Source organism: Allotamlana fucoidanivorans (assembly GCF_045788535.1).
In the GTDB taxonomy this organism is placed as follows: domain Bacteria; phylum Bacteroidota; class Bacteroidia; order Flavobacteriales; family Flavobacteriaceae; genus Allotamlana; species Allotamlana fucoidanivorans.
The window spans coordinates 2,341,811-2,365,761 of record NZ_CP074074.1 but is presented as its reverse complement, the minus strand read 5'-3'; the positions used below and the strand labels follow the sequence as shown (position 1 = coordinate 2,365,761).

22 protein-coding genes are annotated in these 23,951 nt (G+C 33.7%); 9 read left to right on the top strand and 13 right to left on the bottom strand.

Features of this window, described 5'->3' with window-relative positions; translation table 11 throughout:
• Positions 1-100: 100 nt before the first annotated feature.
• From KFZ70_RS10415 to KFZ70_RS10390, 6 genes are all read left to right on the top strand, one after another.
• A complete protein-coding gene (locus tag KFZ70_RS10415; RefSeq protein ID WP_139695379.1) occupies positions 101-709 on the top strand; it encodes an LUD domain-containing protein in 609 nt (202 codons plus the stop codon).
• 1 nt (position 710) lies between these two features.
• Positions 711-1,532: a phosphatidate cytidylyltransferase gene (locus KFZ70_RS10410; RefSeq protein WP_139695380.1), complete on the top strand. Its 822-nt coding sequence runs from the start codon at positions 711-713 to the stop codon at positions 1,530-1,532.
• Positions 1,522-2,172, top strand: a complete 651-nt coding sequence (locus KFZ70_RS10405; RefSeq protein ID WP_139695381.1) for a phosphatidylserine decarboxylase family protein — start codon at positions 1,522-1,524, stop codon at positions 2,170-2,172. The genes KFZ70_RS10410 and KFZ70_RS10405 overlap by 11 nt, the downstream gene beginning before the upstream one ends.
• Positions 2,172-2,438 carry an acyl-CoA-binding protein gene (locus KFZ70_RS10400; RefSeq protein WP_139695382.1) on the top strand — a complete coding sequence of 89 codons (267 nt, stop codon included), beginning with the start codon at positions 2,172-2,174 and terminating at the stop codon, positions 2,436-2,438. The genes KFZ70_RS10405 and KFZ70_RS10400 overlap by 1 nt, the downstream gene beginning before the upstream one ends.
• Positions 2,439-2,456: 18 nt before the next feature.
• A complete protein-coding gene (locus KFZ70_RS10395; RefSeq protein ID WP_139695383.1) occupies positions 2,457-3,236 on the top strand; it encodes a carbohydrate-binding family 9-like protein in 780 nt (259 codons plus the stop codon).
• A 172-nt stretch (positions 3,237-3,408) separates the two neighbouring features.
• Complete coding sequence (locus KFZ70_RS10390) at positions 3,409-4,344, top strand: hypothetical protein (protein ID WP_139695384.1); 936 nt, start codon at positions 3,409-3,411, stop codon at positions 4,342-4,344.
• Between the two features lie 93 nt (positions 4,345-4,437).
• Here the strand turns inward: KFZ70_RS10390 and KFZ70_RS10385 are convergent, their stop codons facing one another.
• A complete protein-coding gene (locus tag KFZ70_RS10385; protein WP_139695385.1) occupies positions 4,438-7,074 on the bottom strand; it encodes a valine--tRNA ligase in 2,637 nt (878 codons plus the stop codon).
• Between the two features lie 304 nt (positions 7,075-7,378).
• Between KFZ70_RS10385 and KFZ70_RS10380 the strand changes: the two genes are divergently transcribed.
• Positions 7,379-7,795, top strand: coding sequence for a DUF1573 domain-containing protein (locus KFZ70_RS10380; RefSeq protein ID WP_139695386.1), 417 nt, complete (start codon positions 7,379-7,381; stop codon positions 7,793-7,795).
• Positions 7,796-7,827: 32 nt separating this feature from the next.
• Here KFZ70_RS10380 and KFZ70_RS10375 read toward each other — a convergent pair whose 3' ends face one another.
• Complete coding sequence (locus tag KFZ70_RS10375; RefSeq protein ID WP_139695387.1) at positions 7,828-8,718, bottom strand: DUF808 domain-containing protein; 891 nt, start codon at positions 8,716-8,718, stop codon at positions 7,828-7,830.
• A 5-nt stretch (positions 8,719-8,723) separates the two neighbouring features.
• Positions 8,724-9,473 (bottom strand): phosphatidylcholine/phosphatidylserine synthase, encoded by a 750-nt coding sequence (locus tag KFZ70_RS10370; protein WP_139695388.1) that lies wholly within the window; start codon positions 9,471-9,473, stop codon positions 8,724-8,726.
• Positions 9,474-9,642: 169 nt separating this feature from the next.
• On the opposite strand from KFZ70_RS10370, the gene KFZ70_RS10365 reads away from it, so the two are divergent.
• Positions 9,643-10,668 (top strand): PorV/PorQ family protein, encoded by a 1,026-nt coding sequence (locus KFZ70_RS10365; RefSeq protein ID WP_233244006.1) that lies wholly within the window; start codon positions 9,643-9,645, stop codon positions 10,666-10,668.
• Between the two features lie 32 nt (positions 10,669-10,700).
• Positions 10,701-11,834, top strand: coding sequence for a DUF4105 domain-containing protein (locus KFZ70_RS10360; protein ID WP_233244007.1), 1,134 nt, complete (start codon positions 10,701-10,703; stop codon positions 11,832-11,834).
• A gap of 1 nt (position 11,835) precedes the next feature.
• On the opposite strand, the gene KFZ70_RS10355 is transcribed toward KFZ70_RS10360, so the two are convergent.
• The 10 genes from KFZ70_RS10355 to KFZ70_RS10310 form a co-directional block, all read right to left on the bottom strand.
• Positions 11,836-13,227, bottom strand: a complete 1,392-nt coding sequence (locus KFZ70_RS10355; protein ID WP_139695390.1) for a sugar transferase — start codon at positions 13,225-13,227, stop codon at positions 11,836-11,838.
• Positions 13,228-13,282: 55 nt separating this feature from the next.
• Positions 13,283-14,293, bottom strand: coding sequence for a glycosyltransferase family 4 protein (locus KFZ70_RS10350; RefSeq protein WP_139695391.1), 1,011 nt, complete (start codon positions 14,291-14,293; stop codon positions 13,283-13,285).
• Positions 14,247-15,476 carry an O-antigen ligase gene (locus KFZ70_RS10345; RefSeq protein WP_233244008.1) on the bottom strand — a complete coding sequence of 410 codons (1,230 nt, stop codon included), beginning with the start codon at positions 15,474-15,476 and terminating at the stop codon, positions 14,247-14,249. The genes KFZ70_RS10350 and KFZ70_RS10345 overlap by 47 nt, the downstream gene beginning before the upstream one ends.
• Positions 15,477-15,605: 129 nt before the next feature.
• Complete coding sequence (locus KFZ70_RS10340; RefSeq protein ID WP_139695393.1) at positions 15,606-16,679, bottom strand: glycosyltransferase family 4 protein; 1,074 nt, start codon at positions 16,677-16,679, stop codon at positions 15,606-15,608.
• Positions 16,676-17,797, bottom strand: coding sequence for a glycosyltransferase family 4 protein (locus KFZ70_RS10335; protein WP_139695394.1), 1,122 nt, complete (start codon positions 17,795-17,797; stop codon positions 16,676-16,678). Before KFZ70_RS10335 ends, KFZ70_RS10340 begins: the two co-directional genes overlap by 4 nt.
• Positions 17,794-18,792 carry a glycosyltransferase family 2 protein gene (locus tag KFZ70_RS10330; RefSeq protein ID WP_199240659.1) on the bottom strand — a complete coding sequence of 333 codons (999 nt, stop codon included), beginning with the start codon at positions 18,790-18,792 and terminating at the stop codon, positions 17,794-17,796. Before KFZ70_RS10330 ends, KFZ70_RS10335 begins: the two co-directional genes overlap by 4 nt.
• A complete protein-coding gene (locus KFZ70_RS10325; RefSeq protein ID WP_139695396.1) occupies positions 18,792-20,327 on the bottom strand; it encodes a glycosyltransferase family 2 protein in 1,536 nt (511 codons plus the stop codon). Before KFZ70_RS10325 ends, KFZ70_RS10330 begins: the two co-directional genes overlap by 1 nt.
• Complete coding sequence (locus KFZ70_RS10320) at positions 20,321-21,466, bottom strand: glycosyltransferase family 4 protein (protein ID WP_139695397.1); 1,146 nt, start codon at positions 21,464-21,466, stop codon at positions 20,321-20,323. The genes KFZ70_RS10325 and KFZ70_RS10320 overlap by 7 nt, the downstream gene beginning before the upstream one ends.
• Positions 21,463-22,551, bottom strand: coding sequence for a glycosyltransferase family 4 protein (locus tag KFZ70_RS10315; RefSeq protein WP_233244009.1), 1,089 nt, complete (start codon positions 22,549-22,551; stop codon positions 21,463-21,465). Before KFZ70_RS10315 ends, KFZ70_RS10320 begins: the two co-directional genes overlap by 4 nt.
• Positions 22,542-23,939, bottom strand: a complete 1,398-nt coding sequence (locus KFZ70_RS10310; protein ID WP_233244010.1) for a hypothetical protein — start codon at positions 23,937-23,939, stop codon at positions 22,542-22,544. Before KFZ70_RS10310 ends, KFZ70_RS10315 begins: the two co-directional genes overlap by 10 nt.
• Between the last annotated feature and the right edge of the window lie 12 nt (positions 23,940-23,951).

The window sequence follows — 23,951 nt, the reverse complement described above, 5'->3', positions numbered from 1 at the left end:
CTAATGATATAGTAAAAATCTTGAATTAGTCGTAAGGTTAGTTTAAGATTTTTTATATTTGATGTAGTTCGACATGATTTCTGACAATAGCATTTACTAAATGAGTCTTTTTAGAAAACTTTTTGGTTCAAAATCTGACAAATCAGGCGAAGAATTAAAATCCGATGACAGAGGCAAATACATGCCAGAAATAAAGCTGCCAATAGACGAGAGATTTACAATAAATTTTAAAGCTAATGGTGGTAAGTTCTTGTATTGTGAAAATATAGATGAAGTTTTTGAAAACCTAAATTACATTTTACAAGAAAACGATTGGCAGGCTGAGAAAGCTTTTCTGTTAGATTCTGATTTAGAAGCCAAATTTAAAAATAGTGGCATATTACCTTCAAAAAAACTTAATCAATCCACCTATTTTCTAACAACCTGTGAAAATCTTATAGCTAATGATGGCTCTTTGCTCATTTCATCAAAACAAATTTTTGAAAAAAAATTACCTGAATTACCGTTTAACTTTGTAGTATTTGCTACAACCAGTCAAATTGTTGAAAATATTGGCGAAGGTTTAAGAGGCATTAAATCTAAAAACAAACAGCAAATTCCTACCAATATCACCACAATAAAGCATTTTAAATCTAGCGATGAAAAAGATTTTTTAAGCTATGGAAGCAGTGCTAAAAATCTTTACCTACTCCTTTTAGAAGACTTATAGGATGAAAGAAACGCTTGTTCGATCATTATCAGGGTTGCTCTACGTTGCATTACTTATTGTTTGCTTGTGTTTTGAACAGCTTTTAATTCTTTTATTCTTTGTATTTGGTTTAATTTGCATGGCCGAATTCAATAAGCTTATTCAGTTAAAAAGTTATATCCCTTATATAATTTTTATTACTTTATATATTGTTTTTGGATACTGGCATGCGGTTCTTGACACCTCGAAAGGCCTCAATGAATTCACTCAAATTTTAATGGTTTTATCCATTTTTGTTGAATTATTTTTAATCAAAGATTTATTTTCAGAAAAAACAATACCGCTTTTTTCAACCAAAAGATTCTTACTCACTACCTTCTATCTATCAAGTGCGTTTGTATTCTTAATTTTGATAGCTAATTACTATAAAGATTATAACCCAAATATTCTGTTGGGGTCTTTTATTTTAGTTTGGGTAAACGATTCTTTTGCTTACCTAGTTGGGAAAAACTTTGGTAAACAAAAACTTTTTGAAATTATTTCTCCCAAAAAAACCGTAGAGGGATTCTTAGGCGGACTATTCTTTTCATGTATTGCGAGCTATTTTATTGCTACCTTTACCGAAACATTAAACTCCACCAATTGGCTCATATTAAGTATTATTATTAGTGTATTTGGTACGTTAGGAGATTTAATAGAATCAAAGTTTAAACGTCAGGCTGGCGTTAAAGATAGTGGTGTCATCATGCCTGGGCATGGTGGCTTATTAGACAGGTTAGATAGTATTATTTTTGCTGCTCCTTTTGTATATTTATTTTTAAGAATTTTAAATTATGTTTCATAAAGAAGGCTATAAAATCATTTTAATAACATTTGTTTTTGTTGTTGGGTGCTTTTTATTAATTGATAATGTTGTTCAAATAACATGGTTGAGAACCTCAATCATGATTTTACTATTGTTTTTCTTAGTCATGATTTTACAGTTCTTTAGAAATCCTAAGCGTCATACTAAATTAAATGATCATCAGGTTATTTCGCCTGTTGATGGCAAAGTAGTAGTCATTGAAGAAGTTTTTGAAAAAGAATATTTCAAAGAAAAAAGATTACAAGTAAGTGTATTTATGTCTCCAGTAAATGTGCATGTTACCCGTTATCCTATTGGAGGTAATGTTATTTTTAGTAAATACCATCCAGGAAAATATTTAGTAGCATGGCACCCCAAAGCCAGCGAAGAGAATGAGCGAACCACTGTAGTTGTAGAAAACCCAACCTATGGAAAGGTTTTACACAGGCAAATTGCTGGAGCCTTAGCTAAACGCATTGTTAATTATGCAAAAGTAAATGATAAGGCTATACAGGGTGCTGATTCTGGTTTTATAAAATTTGGGTCGAGAGTTGATTTATTTTTACCTCTTGACACGAATATTAAAGTACAACTCAATCAAAAAGTAAGAGGAGGCGAAACAGTAATTGCAGAAAAGTAATGGGCAAGTCTAAATTAGATATAGAGTTTGAACAAGCTGTTGAAAGAGTTAATGCGCATAAAGACCCCTTTCCTGCAGATACGCTTTTAAAACTTTATGCCTACTACAAAAAGGCAACCAATGATTATGGCAAACCGAGAAGCAAAAAACCTATAATAAATGCTTTCAAAACAAACGCTCTTTTTCAAGCAAAAGGTATTTCAGAAAAAGAAGCCAAGCAATCCTATATTGATTTGGTAAATAATTATTTTTTATATAGAAATTAAAACACCTTTTAGCACATAATGAAAAAAACAATTGCACAAGCAATCCTTTTTACCTCTTTCTTTTTCATTTCCATATCCTTTTGCGTTGCGCAAGCTTATGAGCTATCACTTGATAACCGTCCTATATTTTCAGCAAAAAAAACCACTAATAAAATTACCGTTGATGGTTTAGCTGACGAAAAAGATTGGCAAAAAACAGAAGCAAGAACATTAAATTATTTTTATTTAACCCAACAACCATATGACAAACAGAAAACTACGTTTAGAATGCTTTGGGATGATGAGACTTTGTATTTATTGTTTGAATGTGAAGACAAATATTTAACATCCTCTGAAAAAGAAAGAGATGGCGAACCTTATTTAGATGATTGTGCCGAGTTTTTTGTTATTCCTGCTCCTAAAAGTACTATAGCTCATTTTTGTTTTGAAATTAATTTATACGAAACTAAAAATGACGTGCTATATATAAACAATTTTTATGAAAATCAAGACACAGCAATAAAAGCTTACAACCCGAATTACCAAGTAAAAGTGACCTATGAGGGCACTATGAATAATAATGATGATGTTGATAATGGATGGATTATGGAACTAGCCATTCCTATAAAAGCGCTGAGTAGAACTTCTGAACTCTACCCTATAAAAACAGGAACACGATGGGCATTTACAGCGCTTAGACAAGAACGCAATGAACTTGAAATAGGAAGACGCGTTATCTCTACAATTTTCCCCATTGAAGATATTTCAAAAAAAGTACATCAACCAAACACCTTTGGGATTGTTGAATTTATAGATTAAAGCACGCCATACTTTATTGAAACACAACTTATTTCACATGTAAATTTCGTGGCTTAACGTGTAAAATGTGTCACTCTACTTTAAATTTCATCCAATAGTTTTACTTTGTTTTTAATTTAGCGTTGAAGTTAATATTTAACCAGATAAACTATAAACATTAAAATAAATAAACATGACAAAAAATAGTATAATAATCGGTTTATGTCTGTTCTTTGTTCTAAATATTACGTTTGCTCAAGATAAAACAACGGTAACCGCAAAGAACGATGAGATTAGTAAAAATTTAGACTTAGAAGCCGTAGCTTCTGTTTTTGGAGAATCAAAAGATTTAGAAGATTTTGAAAAAAAATTAAATGATCCCAAAACGCAAATCTCTAACCTAGATCTTAATAACGATGGTGAGGTAGACTACCTTAGAGTTATAGACAACTCAAAAGGTAAAACACATGTAGTTACCATACAAGCTGTAATAGGGAAAGATAAATATCAAGATGTTGCGGTAATTGATGTTGAAAAAGACAGTAAAGGAGACACAAAAATACAAGTAGTAGGTGATGTACAAATGTATGGAAACAACTACATTATAGAGCCTGTTTATGTGCACCCGCCAATCATCTCAGTATGGTTCTGGGGGCCTTATTACAGACCGTGGTATTCTCCGTTCTATTGGGGTTATTACCCACCTTACTACCGTCCTTGGCGACCTTACCCTATTCATTTGTATAGAAGAAATGTTAATGTACATATCAACGTAAAAAATACATATAGACATACGGATGTACGACGCAGTAGAGATGCTGTTAAAATTCAAAAACAAAATAGAAGAGCAGATCATTCAAAAACAAAAGATGTAGTAAGACCCGATAAAGCAACGGGGAAACCTGTGCAAAAGGATTGGAAACCTCAAAACGGAAATAAAGGTAATAAGGTAACGGTGCCTTCTACGCGTCCGGCCCAAAAACCTCAACAACAACCATCCGTGAGACCAACACAGCCTACACCAAGACCTGCTCCTGCTGTTCGGCCAGCACCAAGACCAATGCCTAGACCTACGCCTGCACCAAGACCGGCTCCAAGACCTACACCGCGGCCTAGTGCACGACGTTAAAATATAATATAAAACATGGATTGAATAAAAAAGCCTTGACACATTATTTTTAGTCAAGGCTTTTTTATTTAATATAAAGAATTGTTATAAAACTTACTTTAAACTAGACAAACTAGATTTTAGAGTTTCAATCTTAGCCAAAGCGTCAGCTTCTTTTTTCTTTTCAATCGCTACCACCTGCTCTGGCGCATTATTTACAAAACGATCATTTGACAGCTTCTTTTGAATAGATTTTAAGAACCCTTCTGTATACGTTAACTCCTCCGATAACTTTTTAACCTCTGCTTCAACATCAACCGCTCCTACCATTGGAATAAAATACTCATTAGCTTTTACCCGAAACGTTAAAGCACCTTCTACCTGTGAGCTTGTATACTGGATAGCTTCCAGATTTCCTAATTTTGAAATCACACCATCAAAGGTATTTTGAGTGTTTTCATTATTTATTACAGAAAAACCAATAACTTCTTTAAATGCAATATTTTTTTGTTTTCTAATATTTCTAATACCTGAAATCACTTCAGAGGCAAAATCAAATTCAGAAATAAGTGCTGTATCTATTTCGGTACGCACCTTAGGCCAAGATGCTACTATTAAAGCTTCTTCTGGTGCTCTTTCTGAAATATACTGCCAAATTTCTTCCGTTAAAAATGGCATAAACGGATGCAAAATTTTCAGATTGTTTTCAAAAGCAGTAATTACCTCATTATAGGTTTTTGCATCGATTGGTTTTTGGTATGCAGGTTTTATAATTTCTAATAACCATGACGAAAAATCGTCCATAATTAGTTTATAAATAGTCATTAATGCATCACTCAGGCGGTATTTGCTAAAATGATCTTCAATATCTAGAAGCGCTCTTTGAAACTTTGCTTCGTACCATTCTAAACCTATTTTTGAGGTTTCAGGTTGGTCTATACTGCTATCAACATCCCACCCTTTTATCAATCGGAAAGCATTCCATATTTTATTAGCAAATCCTTTTCCTTGTTGACAAAGCGCTTCATCAAACAACAAATCATTACCCGCCGCAGAGCTTAACAATAACCCCACACGAACCCCATCTGCGCCATACGCCTCAATAAGTTTCAAAGCATCAGGAGAATTTCCTAATGACTTACTCATTTTACGACGCTGCTTATCACGAACTAATCCTGTTAAGTACACATTATTAAAGGGTCTTTCGCCCTTATACTCATAACCAGCAATAATCATTCTAGCTACCCAGAAAAATAAAATATCAGGGCCAGTAACCAAATCGTTTGTTGGGTAATAATAATTGATTTCTTCATTTTCAGGATGTCTAATGCCATCAAAAACACTCATGGGCCACAACCATGATGAGAACCAAGTATCTAATGCATCTTTGTCTTGGGTTAAGTCTTCAATAGTTAATTGCGTGTTACCTGTTTTATCCTTAGCTTTTTGGAGTGCTTCCTCAATGTTCTTGGCTACAACAAAGTCTTCTTTTCCATCTCCATAATAATACGCTGGAATTTGTTGACCCCACATCAATTGACGAGAAATATTCCAATCGCGAATATTCTCCATCCAATGCCTGTAAGTGTTCTCAAACTTTTTGGGAAAAAGTTTAATATCATCATCTTTTAAAACAGCTTTTATCGCTGGCTTTACTAAATCTTCCATTTTTAAAAACCACTGATCACTTAAACGTGGTTCTATAACAGCCTTAGTTCTTTCAGAAGTTCCTACTTTATTTGTATACGTTTCTGTTTTTAAAAGAATGCCTTTTTCTTCAAGTTCTTTAGCTATTTCTTTTCTAACAACAAACCGGTCTTTACCTACATAATGGAGGCCAAAACTATTTAATGAGGCATCTTCATTAAATATATCAACCACTTCTAGATGATGTTTATCGCCTAAAACTTTATCGTTTTCATCATGGGCTGGTGTAACTTTTAAACACCCTGTACCAAATTCCATATCTACATAGTCATCTTCAATAATTGGAATGACACGGTTACAGATAGGTACAATAGCCTTCTTTCCTTTTAAATGAGAGAAACGTTCGTCATTAGGATTAATACAAATAGCCGTATCACCAAAAATCGTTTCAGGACGTGTTGTTGCAATGGTTAATGTATGATCACTTTCTTCTATTTGGTATTGTAAATAATACAAATTCCCTTGTCGCTCCTCATAGATCACTTCTTCATCAGACAATGTTGTTTTAGCTTCTGGATCCCAATTTACCATACGATAGCCTCGGTAAATTAATCCTTTTTCATATAAATCTACAAAAACCTTGATAACGGCTTCACTCATATCATCATCCATGGTGAATTTGGTTCTATCCCAATCGCATGAGCAACCAAGCTTTTTTAATTGTTCTAGAATAACTCCACCATATTCATGTGTCCAGTCCCAAGCATGCTTTAAAAATTCATCACGAGACAAATCATTTTTATCAATACCTTGTTCTTTCAACTTTGCCACCACTTTAGCTTCTGTTGCAATTGATGCATGATCTGTTCCTGGCACCCAACAAGCATTTTTACCCATCAAACGTGCTCGTCTTATTAATACGTCCTGAATCGTATTATTGAGCATATGCCCCATGTGCAGCACACCTGTTACATTTGGTGGTGGAATAACTATAGTATAAGGCTCTCTTTCATCGGGTTCTGAATGAAAATAATTATGTGTCATCCAGTAGTCATACCACTTACTTTCTACCTGACTGGCATCATATTTTGATGGAATTTCCATGCTTTGGAATAATTTTTGAATGTGAGGTGCAAAAGTACTTATATTTCTTGTTTATATAAAACAATATTTGAGCTGATAGAAATTAAAAAAGTGACACTTTAACAGTTTTTAAACAAATGAAATTAATGACAATGTGTACTTTTGAAGCATCAGTACGCTTTAACAACAATGTATTACAGCCAATATTTTTGCAGATTGCAGAAAAAGTAAGTATGTTTGATATGATCTTAAACCCAAATTCTACATGCTCGTAATTAGATTGAGCATTTTTAATTGAACAAATTTTGAACTTAAAAAATAAATTATGAAACAATTATTTACAATTTTATTCATAGGTTTAGTTAACCTATCCTTAAGCGCCCAAGCAAAAATTGATTTTAAAACAACTACGATTGATTATGGAACAATTGAAAAGGGTGCCAACGGTGTAAGAGTTTTTGAATTTACAAACACAGGTAACGAACCTTTAATCATATCTAAAGTAACGTCAAGCTGTGGTTGTACGATTCCTAAAAAACCAAAAGACCCCATTTTACCTGGTAAAACAGGCGAAATTGAAGTTAAATATGATACAAATAGAGTTAATCCTATTAGAAAAACTATTACAGTAATTTCAAACGCTGAAACTCCAACCGTAGCATTGAAAATTAAAGGAGAAGTTATTGACCCAAGTAAAGTTAATATGCTTGAAAAAAAGACAAAAAGCGTTATGCAAAATTAAAAACATGGTGCTTTAAAAACACTCAATAAGGTCTAGCTTTTGGCTAGGCCTTTTTTTATAAAACCAATTAGTTTTACAAAGATCAGCGCCAAAACACCTACCAACAACCCTACAATAAAATCTCTCATAAATCTTGGTATGCTTTCTAAGAAATGATGCAAAAACCCAAGATTATGCACAAAAATACCCCCTGAAACAAGTAACAAAGCAATAGTCCCAATAACAGAAAGCCCTTTAATAACCCATGGTAAAGTTCTTATCAACAAACTACCTATTATATGGGTAAAGCTTTTTTTATTAGCGTTTAAACCAACTAATTTCAATCCAAAATCATCCATTCTAACAATCAACGCCACGATACCATACACCCCAATAGTTGCAACCATAGCAACAATGGAGACCACAAGTATTTGAAACAAAATGGGCTTACCTATAACGGTACCTAAAGCTATGATAACAATCTCAACAGATAAAATAAAATCGGTAAAAATGGCCGACTTTATTTTCTCTTGTTCTGTTACTTCACTCGCTTCATCCTTAAAATCTTCTAATTTGTTAATTGTTTCAACTTCATTTTTTTTAGACGTGTGGGGTACTAAAGCATGATATATTTTTTCTGCACCTTCAAATGCGAGATAAATGGCTCCTAAAATAAGTGCCAAAGTAACCCCCCATGGAGCAAAAGCACTGAGTAAAAAAGCAATAGGTAAAATAATAAGCTTATTAAGTGCAGATCCTTTGGTAATAGCCCATAGTACCGGAAGCTCTCGAGAAGACACAAAGCCTGTGGCCTTTTCAGCATTAACGGCTAAATCATCTCCTAAAATTCCTGCTGTTTTTTTAGTAGAAATTTTACTCATTACCACAACATCATCCATTAACGTGGCAATATCATCTAAAAGTGCAAAAAATCCTGATGCCATTTTTTTTATTTTGAAGTTGACTTATCTAAAACTGATAACAAAATATACAATACAATAATAAAAGGAACGGCAGCAAATTGCAATACAATAAGCATTACCAAACTTAATATTAAAAAGATGTAGCGTATGGCGTTTGCTTTAAAACTAAAATCTTTAAACTTTAAGGCAAAAAGTTTAATTTTTGAATTCAACAGGTAACAACTTAAAATGGTCACCGCTATTAAAAACCATTTATTAAGAATGACTGCATTTATAACGTCATTATCTTGAAATTCTAAAATAAGTGGTAATGATAAAATAAGTAATGCATTGGCAGGTGTTGGCAAACCTTTAAAATAGGTTTGTTGCTCATCATCAATATTAAATTTAGCCAGACGATATGCTGACGCCAAAGTAATGAATAGCCCGAATAAAGGCAACAATGAAGCGGGTGTAATGCCAGAAAAACCATTGCCAGACCATCCATTAGAACTATTTAAAACCACTCTGTCCAAGGAAAGCACTAAGAGTTTGTACATGACCAATCCTGGCACCAATCCACTGGTAACTACGTCGGCCAAAGAATCTAACTGCAAGCCCAATTCACTTTGAACCTTTAGTTTTCTTGCTGCAAAACCATCAAAAAAATCGAAAAATATCCCTAAAAACACAAATATAGCCGCCGTAAGCAGATTATTATTAACCGTAAAAATCACCGCTATACTTCCACAGAATAAATTTAACAATGTTATCGCATTAGGAATATGTTGCTTCATATTTTACCTTTTTTTTGTAAAAGTAACAAACAATTACAGTCTAATACAAGTATTAAACAATATCTATATAAAATTGAAGTTTATAGGTTGATAAATAATGTGCATCTTTGTAAAAAATTCGCGATTGAGAGCTTACTTAACCACTTTTTTTTGCGCCTTATCATTAACCATGTTTAGTCAAACTGTTAGAAAGTACTCTAATGAGTTTATGAACATTGGTGTTGATGCGGCGGCATTAAGTATGAGTAGTGCTGTTACGGCACACACATCGGATGTTAATGCGGCGTATTGGAATCCTGCTGGTTTAATCAAACTTGAGGACAATCAGTTGGCACTTATGCACTCCAGTTATTTTGCCAATATAGCTAATTATGATTATGCCGCATTTGCCATGCCTCTTGATGATAGAAGCGCGGTAGGTTTCTCTCTAATTAGATTTGCTGTTGACGACATTTTAAACACCACGCAACTCATTGATGAACAAGGCAATATAAACTACGATAGAATAAGTTTATTTTCAACAGCCGATTACGGACTCACCTTTTCATATGCCCGAAGTTTGCCTGTGCAAGGTCTCAACTATGGTATAAACGCAAAGGTTATTCGCCGTATCATTGGAAAATTTGCCACCTCTTGGGGGTTTGGTTTTGACGTAGGATTACAATTTGAAACGTCAAATGATTGGAAATTTGGTATCATGGCAAGAGATATTACTACAACTTTCAATACTTGGGCCATTGATGAAGAAGCTTTCCAAGATATTAGAGATGCCGTTGCAGGTCAAAATCAAGAACTGCCTGAAACAACTGAAATTACTATTCCAAAATTACAGGTAGGTATTTCTAAATTGGTTGACTTTCACTACGACTATACTTTACTTACATCGGTAAACCTGAACATGCGTTTTTCACAAACTAATGATATCATATCTACATCTTTTGTGAGTATAAATCCAGCAGTAGGTTTTGAGTTTGGATATACCGACCTTGTATTTTTAAGAGCAGGTATGGGAAATTTTCAAAACGAGTTGCAGCTTGATAACTCAGAACAACTTAGCTTTCAACCCAGTTTTGGCTTAGGTTTTAAATACAATGGTATTCAAATAGATTATGCTTTTACCGATATTGGTGATCAAAGTGTAGCGTTATATTCGAATGTGTTTTCCTTAAAACTTGATTTTAGTATTTTTAGATAATGCAAAAAACACTCAAACTTTTTTTTATTTTTTTGTGCTTCACTAGTTACGCGCAAGACATTATTTTATCTGAACAAGCAAAAATTAGTGTGTTAACCATTGCGCCTGGTACATCTCTTAACGATGCCTTTGGACATAATGCTTTCAGAATTCAAGATCCAAGTATTAATCTTGATAAAACCTATGACTACGGTAGGTTTGATTTTGAAGCGCCTAATTTTTACTTGAATTTTGCTAAAGGAAAACTAAACTATGCTTTAGGACAAAGCAATTTTTACGACTTTTTAAGATTTTACATATATCAGAACAGAACAGTTGAAGAACAGGTTTTAAATTTGTCGCAAAGCGAAAAACAGCAATTATATGATTTTTTAATCAACAATTACAAGCCAGAAAACAGAAACTATTTGTACGACTTTTTCTTTGACAACTGTGCCACAAAAATTAAAGACGTAGTAAATCATACGCTAAATAATCAGATACATTTTGAAACACCTGACACTTTTGAAAATGCCTCTTTTAGAGCCCTCATTCAAAACAACTTAAATAGAAACTCGTGGGGTAGTTTAGGTATTGATATCGCTTTAGGTTCTGTAATTGATAAAACAGCTCCTGCTGAAGATCATATGTTTTTACCTAAAAACATCTACAGTTTTTTTAATAAAGCAACACTAAAAACTACAAACCAAGCTTTAGTAAAACAAAGTTCCGTTTTATACAAACAAAAAGACACCACAAAATCAAGTGCCTTTTTCACCAGCCCTCTTTTCATTTTAGGCATTGTTAGCTTACTTATTATTTTTGTTACCTATAAGGATTACAGAAACCAATCGCAAAGTAAATGGCTTGACATTGCACTCTTTGCTATTACAGGAATCATTGGTGTTTTATTATTGTTACTCTGGTTTGCTACCAACCATACAGGTACCCACCAAAACTATAATTTATTATGGGCCTTTGCATTAAACCTAGTTGTTATTGGGCAATTATATAAAACCAAAGTGAGTGCCTGGTTTATTAGGTATATTAAACTACTCGTTATTCTTTTATGTTTGTTAACCTTACACTGGATTATTGGTGTTCAGGTGTTTGCCATTGGACTAATTCCACTTATGATGGCATTATTTATTCGATATATCTATTTGGTTTACCATTATACGCATTAAATTACTGCCCCCTAAAGAAGATAATAGTACTCAAAGTTTTAATAATAATATTTAAATCAAGCATAAAACCTCGATGCTTTATATAGAATAGATCATACTGCAACTTTAGTAAACTATCATCTACCGAAGAACCATATCTTGTTTTTACCTGTGCCCAGCCTGTTAGTCCAGGCTTAACCATGTGGCGCGTTTCATAAAATGGGAGCATTTTTGATAGCTCCTTTACAAAATAAGGGCGTTCTGGTCTGGGGCCAATAAGACTCATATCCCCCTTTAAAACGTTAATAAATTGAGGAACTTCATCAAATCTGGAATGGCGTAAAAATTTACCAAAAGGGGTTATTCGAACATCGCCTTTAGTTGACCACACCGCTCCTGATTTTTCGGCATCCACAATCATGGTTCTGTACTTGATGATTTTAAAAATTTTACCATTTTTTCCAACACGTTCTTGAGAATACAAAAGCGGCCCTCTATTACCAATGAGGTTACCTAATACGACAAACGGTACAAACATCAAACCGATTAAAATACCAAGAAATGAAAATACGATATCAAATAATCGATGAAAAAATCTGTACAAACGGTTTTGATTACTTCTACTAAACGGAAAATATCTATAAAAATCTTTACCCACAAACTGAACAGGAACACTAAGAGTCATATCCTCATAAACCTGCGTATATTCGTTTATAGGAAACCCTTTTTCCAATAATCTTAAAAGTGTATAATAAATTTCTGAAGTGATAGAATCTGAATTGTAACTCGCAATAACGATTTCAGAAATGCCCTGTTTTTCAATCACTTCTTCTATTTGTTTTATAGAATATTCTGGTACATCGGTAGTTTTATAGGTGCCCTGCAAACGATTATCACAATTAACAAAACCCACAATTTTATAATTAGGATCTGCTTTTTTAAAAGCTTCTAAAATCGTTTCCATATTTGATGTTTCCCCAATCACCAAAACACTTTTATAAAAACGAGGAGACACAATAAACGTAATGTATGCTATCCGCCATAACATTAGAGCTGTAAGTATGGCAAAATAAAAATAAAGAATTTGCAACCTATTGTAAGGCAAAGTAGGTGTAAAATAAGGTGTTAGAAGATAAAATAACACAGTGGTTGACACCGTAAATACTATACTGGTACTAATTCTTTCTATCTTACTAGACTTTTGCAAATCATACATTTCAAAAATGGTTCCAAACACCCAGATGTAAAGTATAAGTACAAAAACCCAGCGCCATTTGTCTTTTGTGATTTGAAAATAACCAAATTCGAAGGTATTACCTACAAAAAATAAAACCAATAAAACGGAAATAATATCAAATAGTCGCAGGAGTACTTTGCGCTCAGAAATATTAAAATGGATATTACTTTTTGGCATGAGTAGGTTAAAATGGTCTGCCCTGTAAATATAATAAGTTATCTGCGATCAGATATTAAGAAAGTAGAGAAATCCACTGTTTTTTGACAACCTGCCAATCATAATGTTCTACTTTCATCCTCGCTTTTTGCACCATCTTATTTACATCATCTTGATTATTGATAAGATACTGAATGGCATTTACAAAGCCTTTTGAATGATTAGATTTCACCAATATCCCATCTACATGATTATCTATCAAATAAGGCATCCCACCAACATGTGTAGTAATTACTGGCAAACCCAAAGCCATGGCTTCAAGCACACTAACAGGCATATTATCAACCATTGTAGTATTGATAAAAACATTATAATGTTCAGACAAGGCAACCCAATCTTTCTTTGATAACTTTCCCGTAAAGGTTACGTCTACGTTTTTTTTCTTAGCATAGGCTTTTGTTTCCTTTAAACTTCCGTCGCCTTCTGGGCCAACCATACATAAATCTGCTTCCATTCCAGATTCTAATAGTAATTTTAAAATATCAATACCCAACTTCGGATTATATATTTTAGAAAAAGAACGCACCCATAATAGTTTTATTTTTTTATACAATCGGGGTTTAAATGGATAATTCTCAATCTCTATTGTATTAGGAATACAGATTACATTTTTAAAACCACATACCCCAAAACGGGCTTTTGTGTATAAAGAAGGAGCCACGTTGGTATAGGCATTTTTAAATAGGATTTTTGATAATCTGGGCGACGTTTTTAATCTCTTAGGCAGATCACCTCCGTGTAATATTGGAATATAAGGCACTTTAAAGCATCTGCATAACTGACTCACTAAATAAGCATAATAGAAGTTAAAGGTACTGTAAGTGTCTATCAAAACATAATCAATACTTCGTCTATATTTCAATACATGCCACAGCATATCCCATAATCGTATTATCTTATTTTGCTTTTCAGAAGCACTAATTACCTCAAAACCCTCTTGCCCTAGAAGTGCACTAAGCGTTTCAATGGTAGTTTGTGTTTTACCGTTTTGAGAGAGCTTGTTTCCTATGTACAGGAGTTTTGTCATACGTGATATTTAACAAACATAATCCATATATAAACGCTGGTGCCGCAATGCGCATAGCCGAATGGTTTATCGTTAACAGCCAAAATAAATAAAAAGAGTAAAAGAGTACATTTCTTTTATTGTTTAATCTATACGATAAAGGTGTTACTAATAAAATTAAAAACGCAATAATACCTAGCATGCCATGTTCAGCCACAATTCTACTCATTTCATTATGTGAAGCAGCTTCAACACCAGTTTCTTTTAAACGTTCATCTTTTACCTTTCCTACGCCTAAACCTAAAAACGGATGTTCCAAAAACGTTCCTAATTCAAAAGCTAACAAATCGGCTCTCCCAGTTGTAATATCTTCCTTTTCTCTTCCCGCAGCATCTTCATTAGCATAACGTTTATCTAGAAATCCTCTTGTTTCTATAGATCCTACAAACCAAGTTCCTAGACCTATCAAAACAAATAAAATGAGAGAGAATTTAATTCTAAATTTGGTTTTCAAATTAACCTTTAGATAATACAACCCTACAAAGGCAAATATCATAATTACTGCTGTTAAAACACCTCCTCTACTAAAGGTAACCAAAGCTCTAAAACCCAATAAACCCAGCAGAAATAAGTCAATCGTTCTATGAAAAACATTTTCTCTTGACATAAAAAACTTGGCCGACAAGACAAAAATTCCTAAACCTAAGACAGTCGCCACTTGATTAGGGCCGAAACCTCCAGAAGCTGCAAAATTAGAGTTTGTACTTGTTACAACCTCTTCTAAATTAGGTGCATAAAGTATTAAATATACCGCCATGCTAACAAGTGGCAATACTAATGCTATCAATATAACTTTTAATTGTTTGAAGCTAATATTACGCTTAAAACAAAACATAGCAGACAACCCTAAACATACAGGACCACTCAAATTAAACGCTACAGCTCTCCTAATATCTGTTTCAAATCCCATTTCACTTATGGATACAAAAACTCCTGGAATTAACAATAACATGTATACAATATAAACAAAGGCCGACCTTGATATACCATTGCTAAACATGCCCATCAACACAAAAAGGATAACAACATACTTACTGGCTTCATAAAAAATTGTCCCGCCATTCATTCTTAAAAAAACCTCAATCCCCACGATGTAGGCACATGCAACGAGCACATAAAACGATTTGTATTTTTTAGAAGCCATGAATATTCTATAGCTAAAAAACACCGTAATAAACATAAAATAAGCCAGCGCAAATGGTTTAAAGACAAAAACCAAAATAGCCAAAACTATGTGAAAAATAAGAAGTTTATAATAGAGCGATAGCTTCATTTAAATAAATGACTTATATATGTTTAGTAATGAATGCATTGTGCTTTTCTCTGAAAAAGAGGTTATCACTTTTTGGTGTAAACCTGATGCTAACACCTGTCTTAAATCTTTATCTCTTATTAACTTTTCAATACCTTTTGCCAGTTCTTCTGCATTATTAGGATTAACCAAAATACCTTCATTTAAATTCGATATTACTTTTTGGCAGTCGCCCACATTGGTACATACCACCGGTAATTTTGATAGACCATATTCTAAAAGTGCCAAGGGAAGTCCCTCTGATTGTGATGATAAGGCGCCTATATCACTTTGATTTAAAATATTTGAAACATCTATAGCACTGCCATATATATAGACATGCGTATTCAATTTTTCCTCTTCAATATAACGCTTTATTTCGGTAAAATACTTATCTGAAAAATTCTTACCAACTAAATGTAAGGTCCAATCAGGATATTGTCTAAAAATAATTGCATAGGCCTCAAGTAAAGTTAAATGGTCTTTCTGTTGTCTGAAATTAGCAAGATGAATAATTCTACATCCATCCTTTCCTTGTAAAATGGTTCCAGATTTAGATATATTTAAATGAGCAAAATTAGGTAGATATGTAACCGATACTTTATTTAAAACTATTTTTGACCAAGCTTCTAATTTAGAATTTACAGCAAAAATATGACTGAAAAATTTGGAACATAGTTTTATAGCAAACGTAGAACGATTATGTAATGCTTCACTTTTTCCGTAATGATCATGCCAGACTAAAATCAGTTTCGGGTTTAACATTCTGATGACGGTGCCTATAAAAAAGGACGAAGAATGGGCATGAATTACATCAATATTGTTTGCTTTTATAAACGTGTTCAGTTTTTTAATAGCTTTTACATCAAGGGTCTGCTTTTTATTTAGAAACAAGTATGAAACGGTTGAATCTATAGACGCCTTTAGCACTCCTTCTTCTCTTGTTGTGCATAAATAAGAAGACTCAATATATTTAGACAAAGCATTTGCTAAATTTACAGCAACTCGTTCTGCCCCGCCTGCATGTAATGAATCTATGAGTTGCAATACCTTCATGAACCAGATAGTATTTTTACTATTTCGCTTTCAAAATAGTCTAAAGTAAACATTTGAGACCATTGGAAAGCCGCCTCCGACATATCTTTTAACGATTGAGGAGCCCCTAAAACCTTTTTCAAAATAGTTACATCTCCGGATAATCGGCCCTCAATAAGCACCCCCCTTTTACCATAATCTAACATATCAGGCACACAAGAAATTGGTGTTGCAATGGGTACAACGCCAAAAAACATAGCTTCAGCAATAGCTTTTGGCCAGCCTTCAGATTTTGATGGTAATATAGAAAAGTGTGCCGTTTTTAACGCCTCTTTAACTTTAGGTTTACTTTGATTACCCAATAGCTTTACTCGTGTTGTTAAATTATGTTCTATAATATAAGCTTGTAAATCATCTTTTAAAATACCATCACCAAATATCTCTAGTGAAACATCATAACCATCTTTTATTAACTGTTCTATAATTTGAATAGTCAATAAAGGTCGTTTTCCCGCTACCAAGCTTCCTATAAAGACAAATTTTAATGCTTTCGTATAATCACGAACTTTAGAAATTACTCTTTCTTCTTTTTTATAGGTTGCGGTAAAAAACGGCTTGATGTTTTTTGTTTGACCTTTCCAAGTACCATATACCAAAACTGTCATATTTCGGGTTAAAAACGTATTAGACAATAACCATTTTTGAAATCTGTAACTTAAGGGTTGATTGGCTTTGGGGTCCCAATTACCCGCATATTTGGCTGTTTTTGTTTTTTTAGGAAATAAAATTTGAACAAGACAGCCCAACAAGCCAATATTTCCTGGGCAGCGTAAATGTACATGATCGGCTTGAAAACAAACTTGCATAAGCCTCCAAAATATATAGGGTACTTTTAGTGTCGAAATAAAAGCGGTACTAACAGATGTAAATTGTATAGCAGAAATTGGTTTTAAGGTTATTTGATCATGTTTATAGTGTAGGTCTATGGCGGTGGGTTCAGTTTCAATAACAGGAGCTACAATAACTACCTTATCCACATGCTTTAACCAAACATTCATTTCACCTACATAAGGAGCATAAGCCGAAACTCCATCAGCATTAACCTTATGCAACACATGTGAAATAATTACAAATGTCATTGTTCTAGCTTGGGTTTATTAAACAATAGTGACCACCATCCTACAACACGTCCAAAAGTCTCCAATAAAGCCGCTTTCTTATTTTGAGACGTGACTATATTTGTAAACCTTATAAGTGTTAAAAGTAAACTTGTAGCATGCCATTTCAGCGTAGATGTCATATCTGGCTTTGTATATTTTACACGCCATACATACCATCCATTTCGTAAAACCATCTTACCATACTTAAATACATCAGGACGCCCAGAGCTATTATGATGATGCTCTAACTGCGCTTTTGTATTAATGTAAAGTTTGCCTAATTTTGATAGCCGCAAGGAGAAATCGGCATCTTCGTATAGGCCGTATCCTATAAAATATTCTGAAAATGACATTTGTTCAAACACACTTTTTTTATAAGAGGACACCCCACCCATAAGCTGCTCAACTTCATAGATTTTACCTGAAGGAGGCAAAAAACTTATGGAACGTCCATGAGAAAAACTTGGCATATATCCAGGAGGCACATCTGGCAAAAGGCCAAACTTTCTTCGAACTTTAAAGCGTTGGGGTTCGTTACGCATAAAACCATCATAATAAAATTTTGAAGGTCTGTCTTGATTGTCAGATGGCTCCCAATTTACTTCATTTGTTATGTAACCGCCAACAGCCAGGGCGTCTTGTTTTTGAGTGTAAGTGGCTATTAACTGCTCAAAATAATCTGGTATTAAGATGATATCATCATCTAAAAAACAAATGATATCAGTGGAATCAGGAACACGTTTTATACCATAATTTCTTTGCTTTGTAAGTCCTCTATGCACGCTACCTACACTATAGTATTTTACATTTTTAAACCTGTTTTGTTTTAAAATCTGCTTGGTTTCATCATTTAAAGAACCATCCACAACTAAAATATCATTAGGATATAGCGTTTGATGTTCTACCGATTGCAATAGAGAGACCAATGCTTTCGGACGCATATAAGTGCATATTATCAATGAAAAATTCAACATCATTTAATTCGTTTTCCTAATGCCATTAACTGTTTGGCATAAAATTCTGACCGATTAAATTGTAACATACGCCAAGGCCATACTAAAAACCGTAATGGTAGCAGAATCCTTCTCGCCTTTGTGAAGTAGAATACAAAATATTTAATCTTATACTCTCTTCTTTGATCCTTTGTAAAATGTTTAAACAATTGATACATAATAGTGGGGCTCGGCTTAGGCACAACCCATCTTACTGGTTTATCTAGTTCCCAGGGTTGTTGTTTCCTTTTTTTACCTTTAAGACTAGCCTGTTTTCCCCAAAACCTATACCCCCCAACAGGAGGTTTTAAATGTAAATTAACCGAAAACGGATTTTGTAATACCGTTACCCCAAGTTTTGAAATAGAAAGTCCGAAATCTGCATCTTCCCCATAACCCCCATCATAATTTATATCATTTCCACCTAATTGCTCCACCACACGACGTGTTACACAGGAATTAGCATTACTAAAAGATTGTGCCGCACCAACTTTCCATCGTTTTTCACCCAAGGCTTTTAACTTTGTATCTAAATCCTTCAAATCTTGTTGCTGGTGATCGGCTCTTATATCGAATCCGTTACAAGCTTCAGCCTTATAGGTTTGCAACAATCGTATATGATTTTCAATAAAATGCGGCTGAATTCTAATATCATCATCGCCAAAAACAATATAATCACCAGAACACAATGTAATAGCCTCATTTCTAGCTCTACAACTTCCTTTGCTAGTTTGCCATCTAACAATTAAATCAAAAGAAAAATGCCTATTATACAGTGATTGATCCCGTTGGTCTTCAGGGGTGGCATCTACAACCACTACCTGATGTGGCTTATAAGTTTGATTTTCTAAATCATTTAAAAGATTGATTGTGAAGGCCTGCCGCATCATGGTTGGAATAATATAGCTTACGGTAGGTTGACCTGTAATGGGTTTTAAAACTCTCGGTGACAGTACATTCTTTTTATGTTTATAGCTGTGGTTATTTTTTGCAAATCTATAACTTTTAAACTCATGGATATTCCAAATACCACGACGCAAAAGCATATAGACACCTTGTGAGTGCTTAAAATTTTTCTTGTAAAAAGTATAAACATCCTGTATAGAAATTTGCACCTGTTCATGCTTTGTCTCAAACAATCCATCTACAAATAAAGGTATAGCACCTTGGTACCTAAGTAGGTTAAACCCAAAATCAAAAGCCGAAGTTTGTATGTTCTCGTAATCATAATCAAAGCCGCCAACAGTCTCCCAAACTTCCTTTCTTACGGCAAAAGCATTCGGATTAATACGCCAACTAACTGACGTTTTTAGTCCATCAAAATCTTTGGCATACCAAAAAAACACAGCGGTTTGATAAATAATTTCAGGAAACGTATTTTTATACCCTTGATTCAAGCTGCTATGCCAGATATCACCTTCTCTTTGAACCAATGTATCAAGACATTCAAAATCAGGAGTACCTGTGTATAATATTTCTACCCCATTTGAAGCTATGTATGTTTTTAAACTTAGCAAGTCTCTAATATGTTTTTATAAAATTCAACCGAACGCTTAGCTACCAAATCATGACTAAACTGTTTTAACACTTTTTCTCTAGCGGCCTTACCAAATTCTCGTCTTTTATTAGCATTATCCAACAATTCTAAAATACGTGCTGCATACACTTTGTGATGTGTTGGATGCACCAAAAAACCTTCCTTACCATCTTCAATCATTTCGTTTGCCCAGCCAATATTTGAGGCTACAATAGCTTTCTCCATAGCCATAGCCTCCAACCATGATACTGGTAAGGCTTCAGCAAATGTAGGAAACACACAAATTGTGGCATCATTAATTAAATCTTGAATTTTAGCATACGGAACAGCACCTAAATAACGTACCTTTTTAATGGCTGATTTATCAAATAAAGGTTGCATGAGTTTCCATGTAGATGGAGATCCCGTTTTTACATCGCCACTATCCTTTCCTACCAACAAAAGTGTCACCTCTTTATTTGATTTATGAACGATATTAAAAATTTCAGGCAAATCTAATAAGCCTTTTTTCCGAATGAGGGTTCCGAAATACAAAATAATTAATTTGTTTGAGTTACTCTGTTTGGGTTCAAATATATTTACATCAACTCCATTAGGAATCACCGTATAATTATTATTTAAAGCGAACAATTCATTGGTTAATTGCCCCGTATAATTGCTTACACTAATAATACCTTTAGCTTGCTCTAATGCCCTTTTTTCAAGAAACTTGTTTTTCAATTTTACTGCTCTACGTTCTAAATGACAGAAATAGGTATCTGTGCCATGTAGTCTTAAAACCAACGGACAAACAGGAGAAACAAAAGCCGTAAACCCTGTCCAATCTGGCGCTTCCACTATGTCTAGTTTCCCCGAATCGTGTAATTTATTTATTAACCTTTCTACTTTTTTTAGAGTAAGAATTAGCGATAAACCTTTTACTTTAATATTCTTAATTTTATGGTAATGTATATTATTCTCAACAAAATAATCGTCTTTATCCTGCCCATAAACAAATACGGTAACATGATGTCCCAAACTTGACAGAGCTTCAGACAGATTTAAAATGCTAGTTCCTATACCTCCTGCTTTTCCTGTTTTAGGATGTGGAAATTCTGGGGTTAAAAAGGCTATGTTCATAATTCTAAAAGTTTCAAATGATTCACAACCATGGTATCTATTGAAAATTTTTCTTTAATTAATGTTCTCGTATTACCATTAATATACATGTCACCTTTAACCATCTTTTCTAATAGTTGTGCAAGTGCTTTTATATTTTTCGTTTCAAAAATAAACCCATTCCTTCCCTGTTTTACAACCTCAGTATTGCCTCCCACTGGCGTAGTTATTACGGGGACATTTGCCGCTAAACTTTCTAAGATAGACAAACTGAAACATTCCATATGTGTGGGTTGCAACATATAATCATATAAACAGTATATTTCATTCAGATTAGCAACACTTCCTTTAAACGAAAATATTTTATTTAATGATAATGAATTTACTTTATTTTTAAGTATTTCTTCATAAGGTCCTTCACCATAAACATCAATTTTAATATGATATTTAACAGACTCAGGTAATTGATATACAGCCTCTATTAAATCTTGAACTCCTTTTGATGGTCGTAAATGAGAAGCCACAAGACATTTAGGAAACGTCTTCTTTCTGTTTTCATTGACTATAATGTTTTCAATCGCAATACCATTATAAATTACTAAGCTTTTATTACGTATGTGATTTCCAAAATCTTTTAAAATTTCATTTACCGTATAGTCTGAAACCCCCACAAACTGGTCTATATACCTTGAAAACAACCAGCCCTTTAGTCTTTTTTTGATGCGTTTTTTTAAAGGATAGCCATGTAATGGCCGTGGATTATGGTCAACAGCAATAACTTTTGAATTTTGAAGCCTTTTTAAACTCTTAAAAAAGGGAGTACAAAGTTCTACAAAATGGGTAATGATATATGAATATTGAACATTATTTGCTTCAATATAATTCAGAAAATTCTGTTCTAAACTTAAATGCTTTAAGGCTGGAATAATCCTAAATTGATGATACGCGCCATGCGTTGCCGTATTAGGAAAAAACCAATCAATTTTTATGTGTTGCGCCTCACAAGCTTTTTGAAACCGCCAAAAAAAATGATCCATGCCTCCCACTCGCTCTTCAATAAGCCTATAATCACAAACCACGGCAATATGTTTATTTTTTACAGCCATTGCTTCATGCTATTAACTAGAACTTCATTTGTTTGCTTTAGAGGCACACCTACTTGTTGTTTTATAAATTCCTGACGACACACAGCATCATTATCATGTACCAAATATTGAGAAATAGCAGTCAACAATGCCGTTTTATTTTTTACTATCTTAGTTGCTTTACTGTGTACTAGGTGTTCAATATGGGCATACCCGAGAAAACGCTGATCGTTATACAAACCATTTTCAGTATTTCCAAAAACAGGATTCACAACAGGTTTATTAAACATCATAAAATCTAAACTCATGGTGGACAACATATTGATATTCAAATCGCAATATTCTAACAAGGCTCGCAATTGTTTAACATCTTCAATCGTTGGGATGCGTTGTGACCAAGATTCTTGATGCTTAGGTCTTACCTGTTTCCATTTTGGGAAATGCCACTTTATGAACGGATATTGCTTTACTAAACCTTCAAACCGCACAGGATCTTCTGCTGGAGAGGTACGCACTATAAAATTAACTGGGGCAATGGTTTTATTCTGTATGGCTTCAGCAATGGTTTCAATATACAATTCATCATTTTTACTGGTTGAAATATCACCACAACTAAAACAAATGGTCTTTAAATGTTCATCTAAATCAAATGTTTTGAGGAATTCTGATTTTAAAACCTGGTAATCCTCCATAACATAAGGCACAAATTGTGGGGTTCCTACCACCGCAATTTGTTTCTCGGTTATAGCTCTATAAAACTGAAGTAAATCCTGCTTCATCAAATCGCTCCACACCAGATAATAATCAAAATTTGAAGCCATGCGTCCTTTTGAAGCTAAATTATCCCAGCTAAAAATAAACGCCACCGTTTTTAGCTTTTGCTTTTGTGCAGCATACACCAATGGCGCTATATAGGGAGGCCGTTGATGTGTAAAAAACAGCATTGAAAATTCCTCGTCATTTAAAATAGCGCGATATGCTTCAGTAATCTGATGATTTTTAAAGGTATAATTTTGAAACTTCTGAAACATCTGAATACACGCTTCTGAATGGCATAATGCTGTTAACTTGTATATAAAACGCGTTGCATATCCTCTGGGCGTTTTTAATTTAGAGTGGTTGGCTTGTAAATTATCTAGGATACCAAAATTGTTTTTAGCATTTAATTTTAAATGGGCTATCTCCTTCGCCTTTCTAAAAAACCAGGTTTTAAACCTTTCTTCAAAAACAGCTAACTCTACAACACGCAAATGGGTATGTGTTGCATACACCTTCTTAGGCAAACAAGATAGAATCACAACCTCATCAAAAATAGTATTTGCATGGGTTAAAAAATCGCTTAAAATAAAATTTCTAAAGCCGACACCATCGGTAATAACAAGTGCTAGTTTTGATTTTTTTATGTGCAAATTATAGTGATT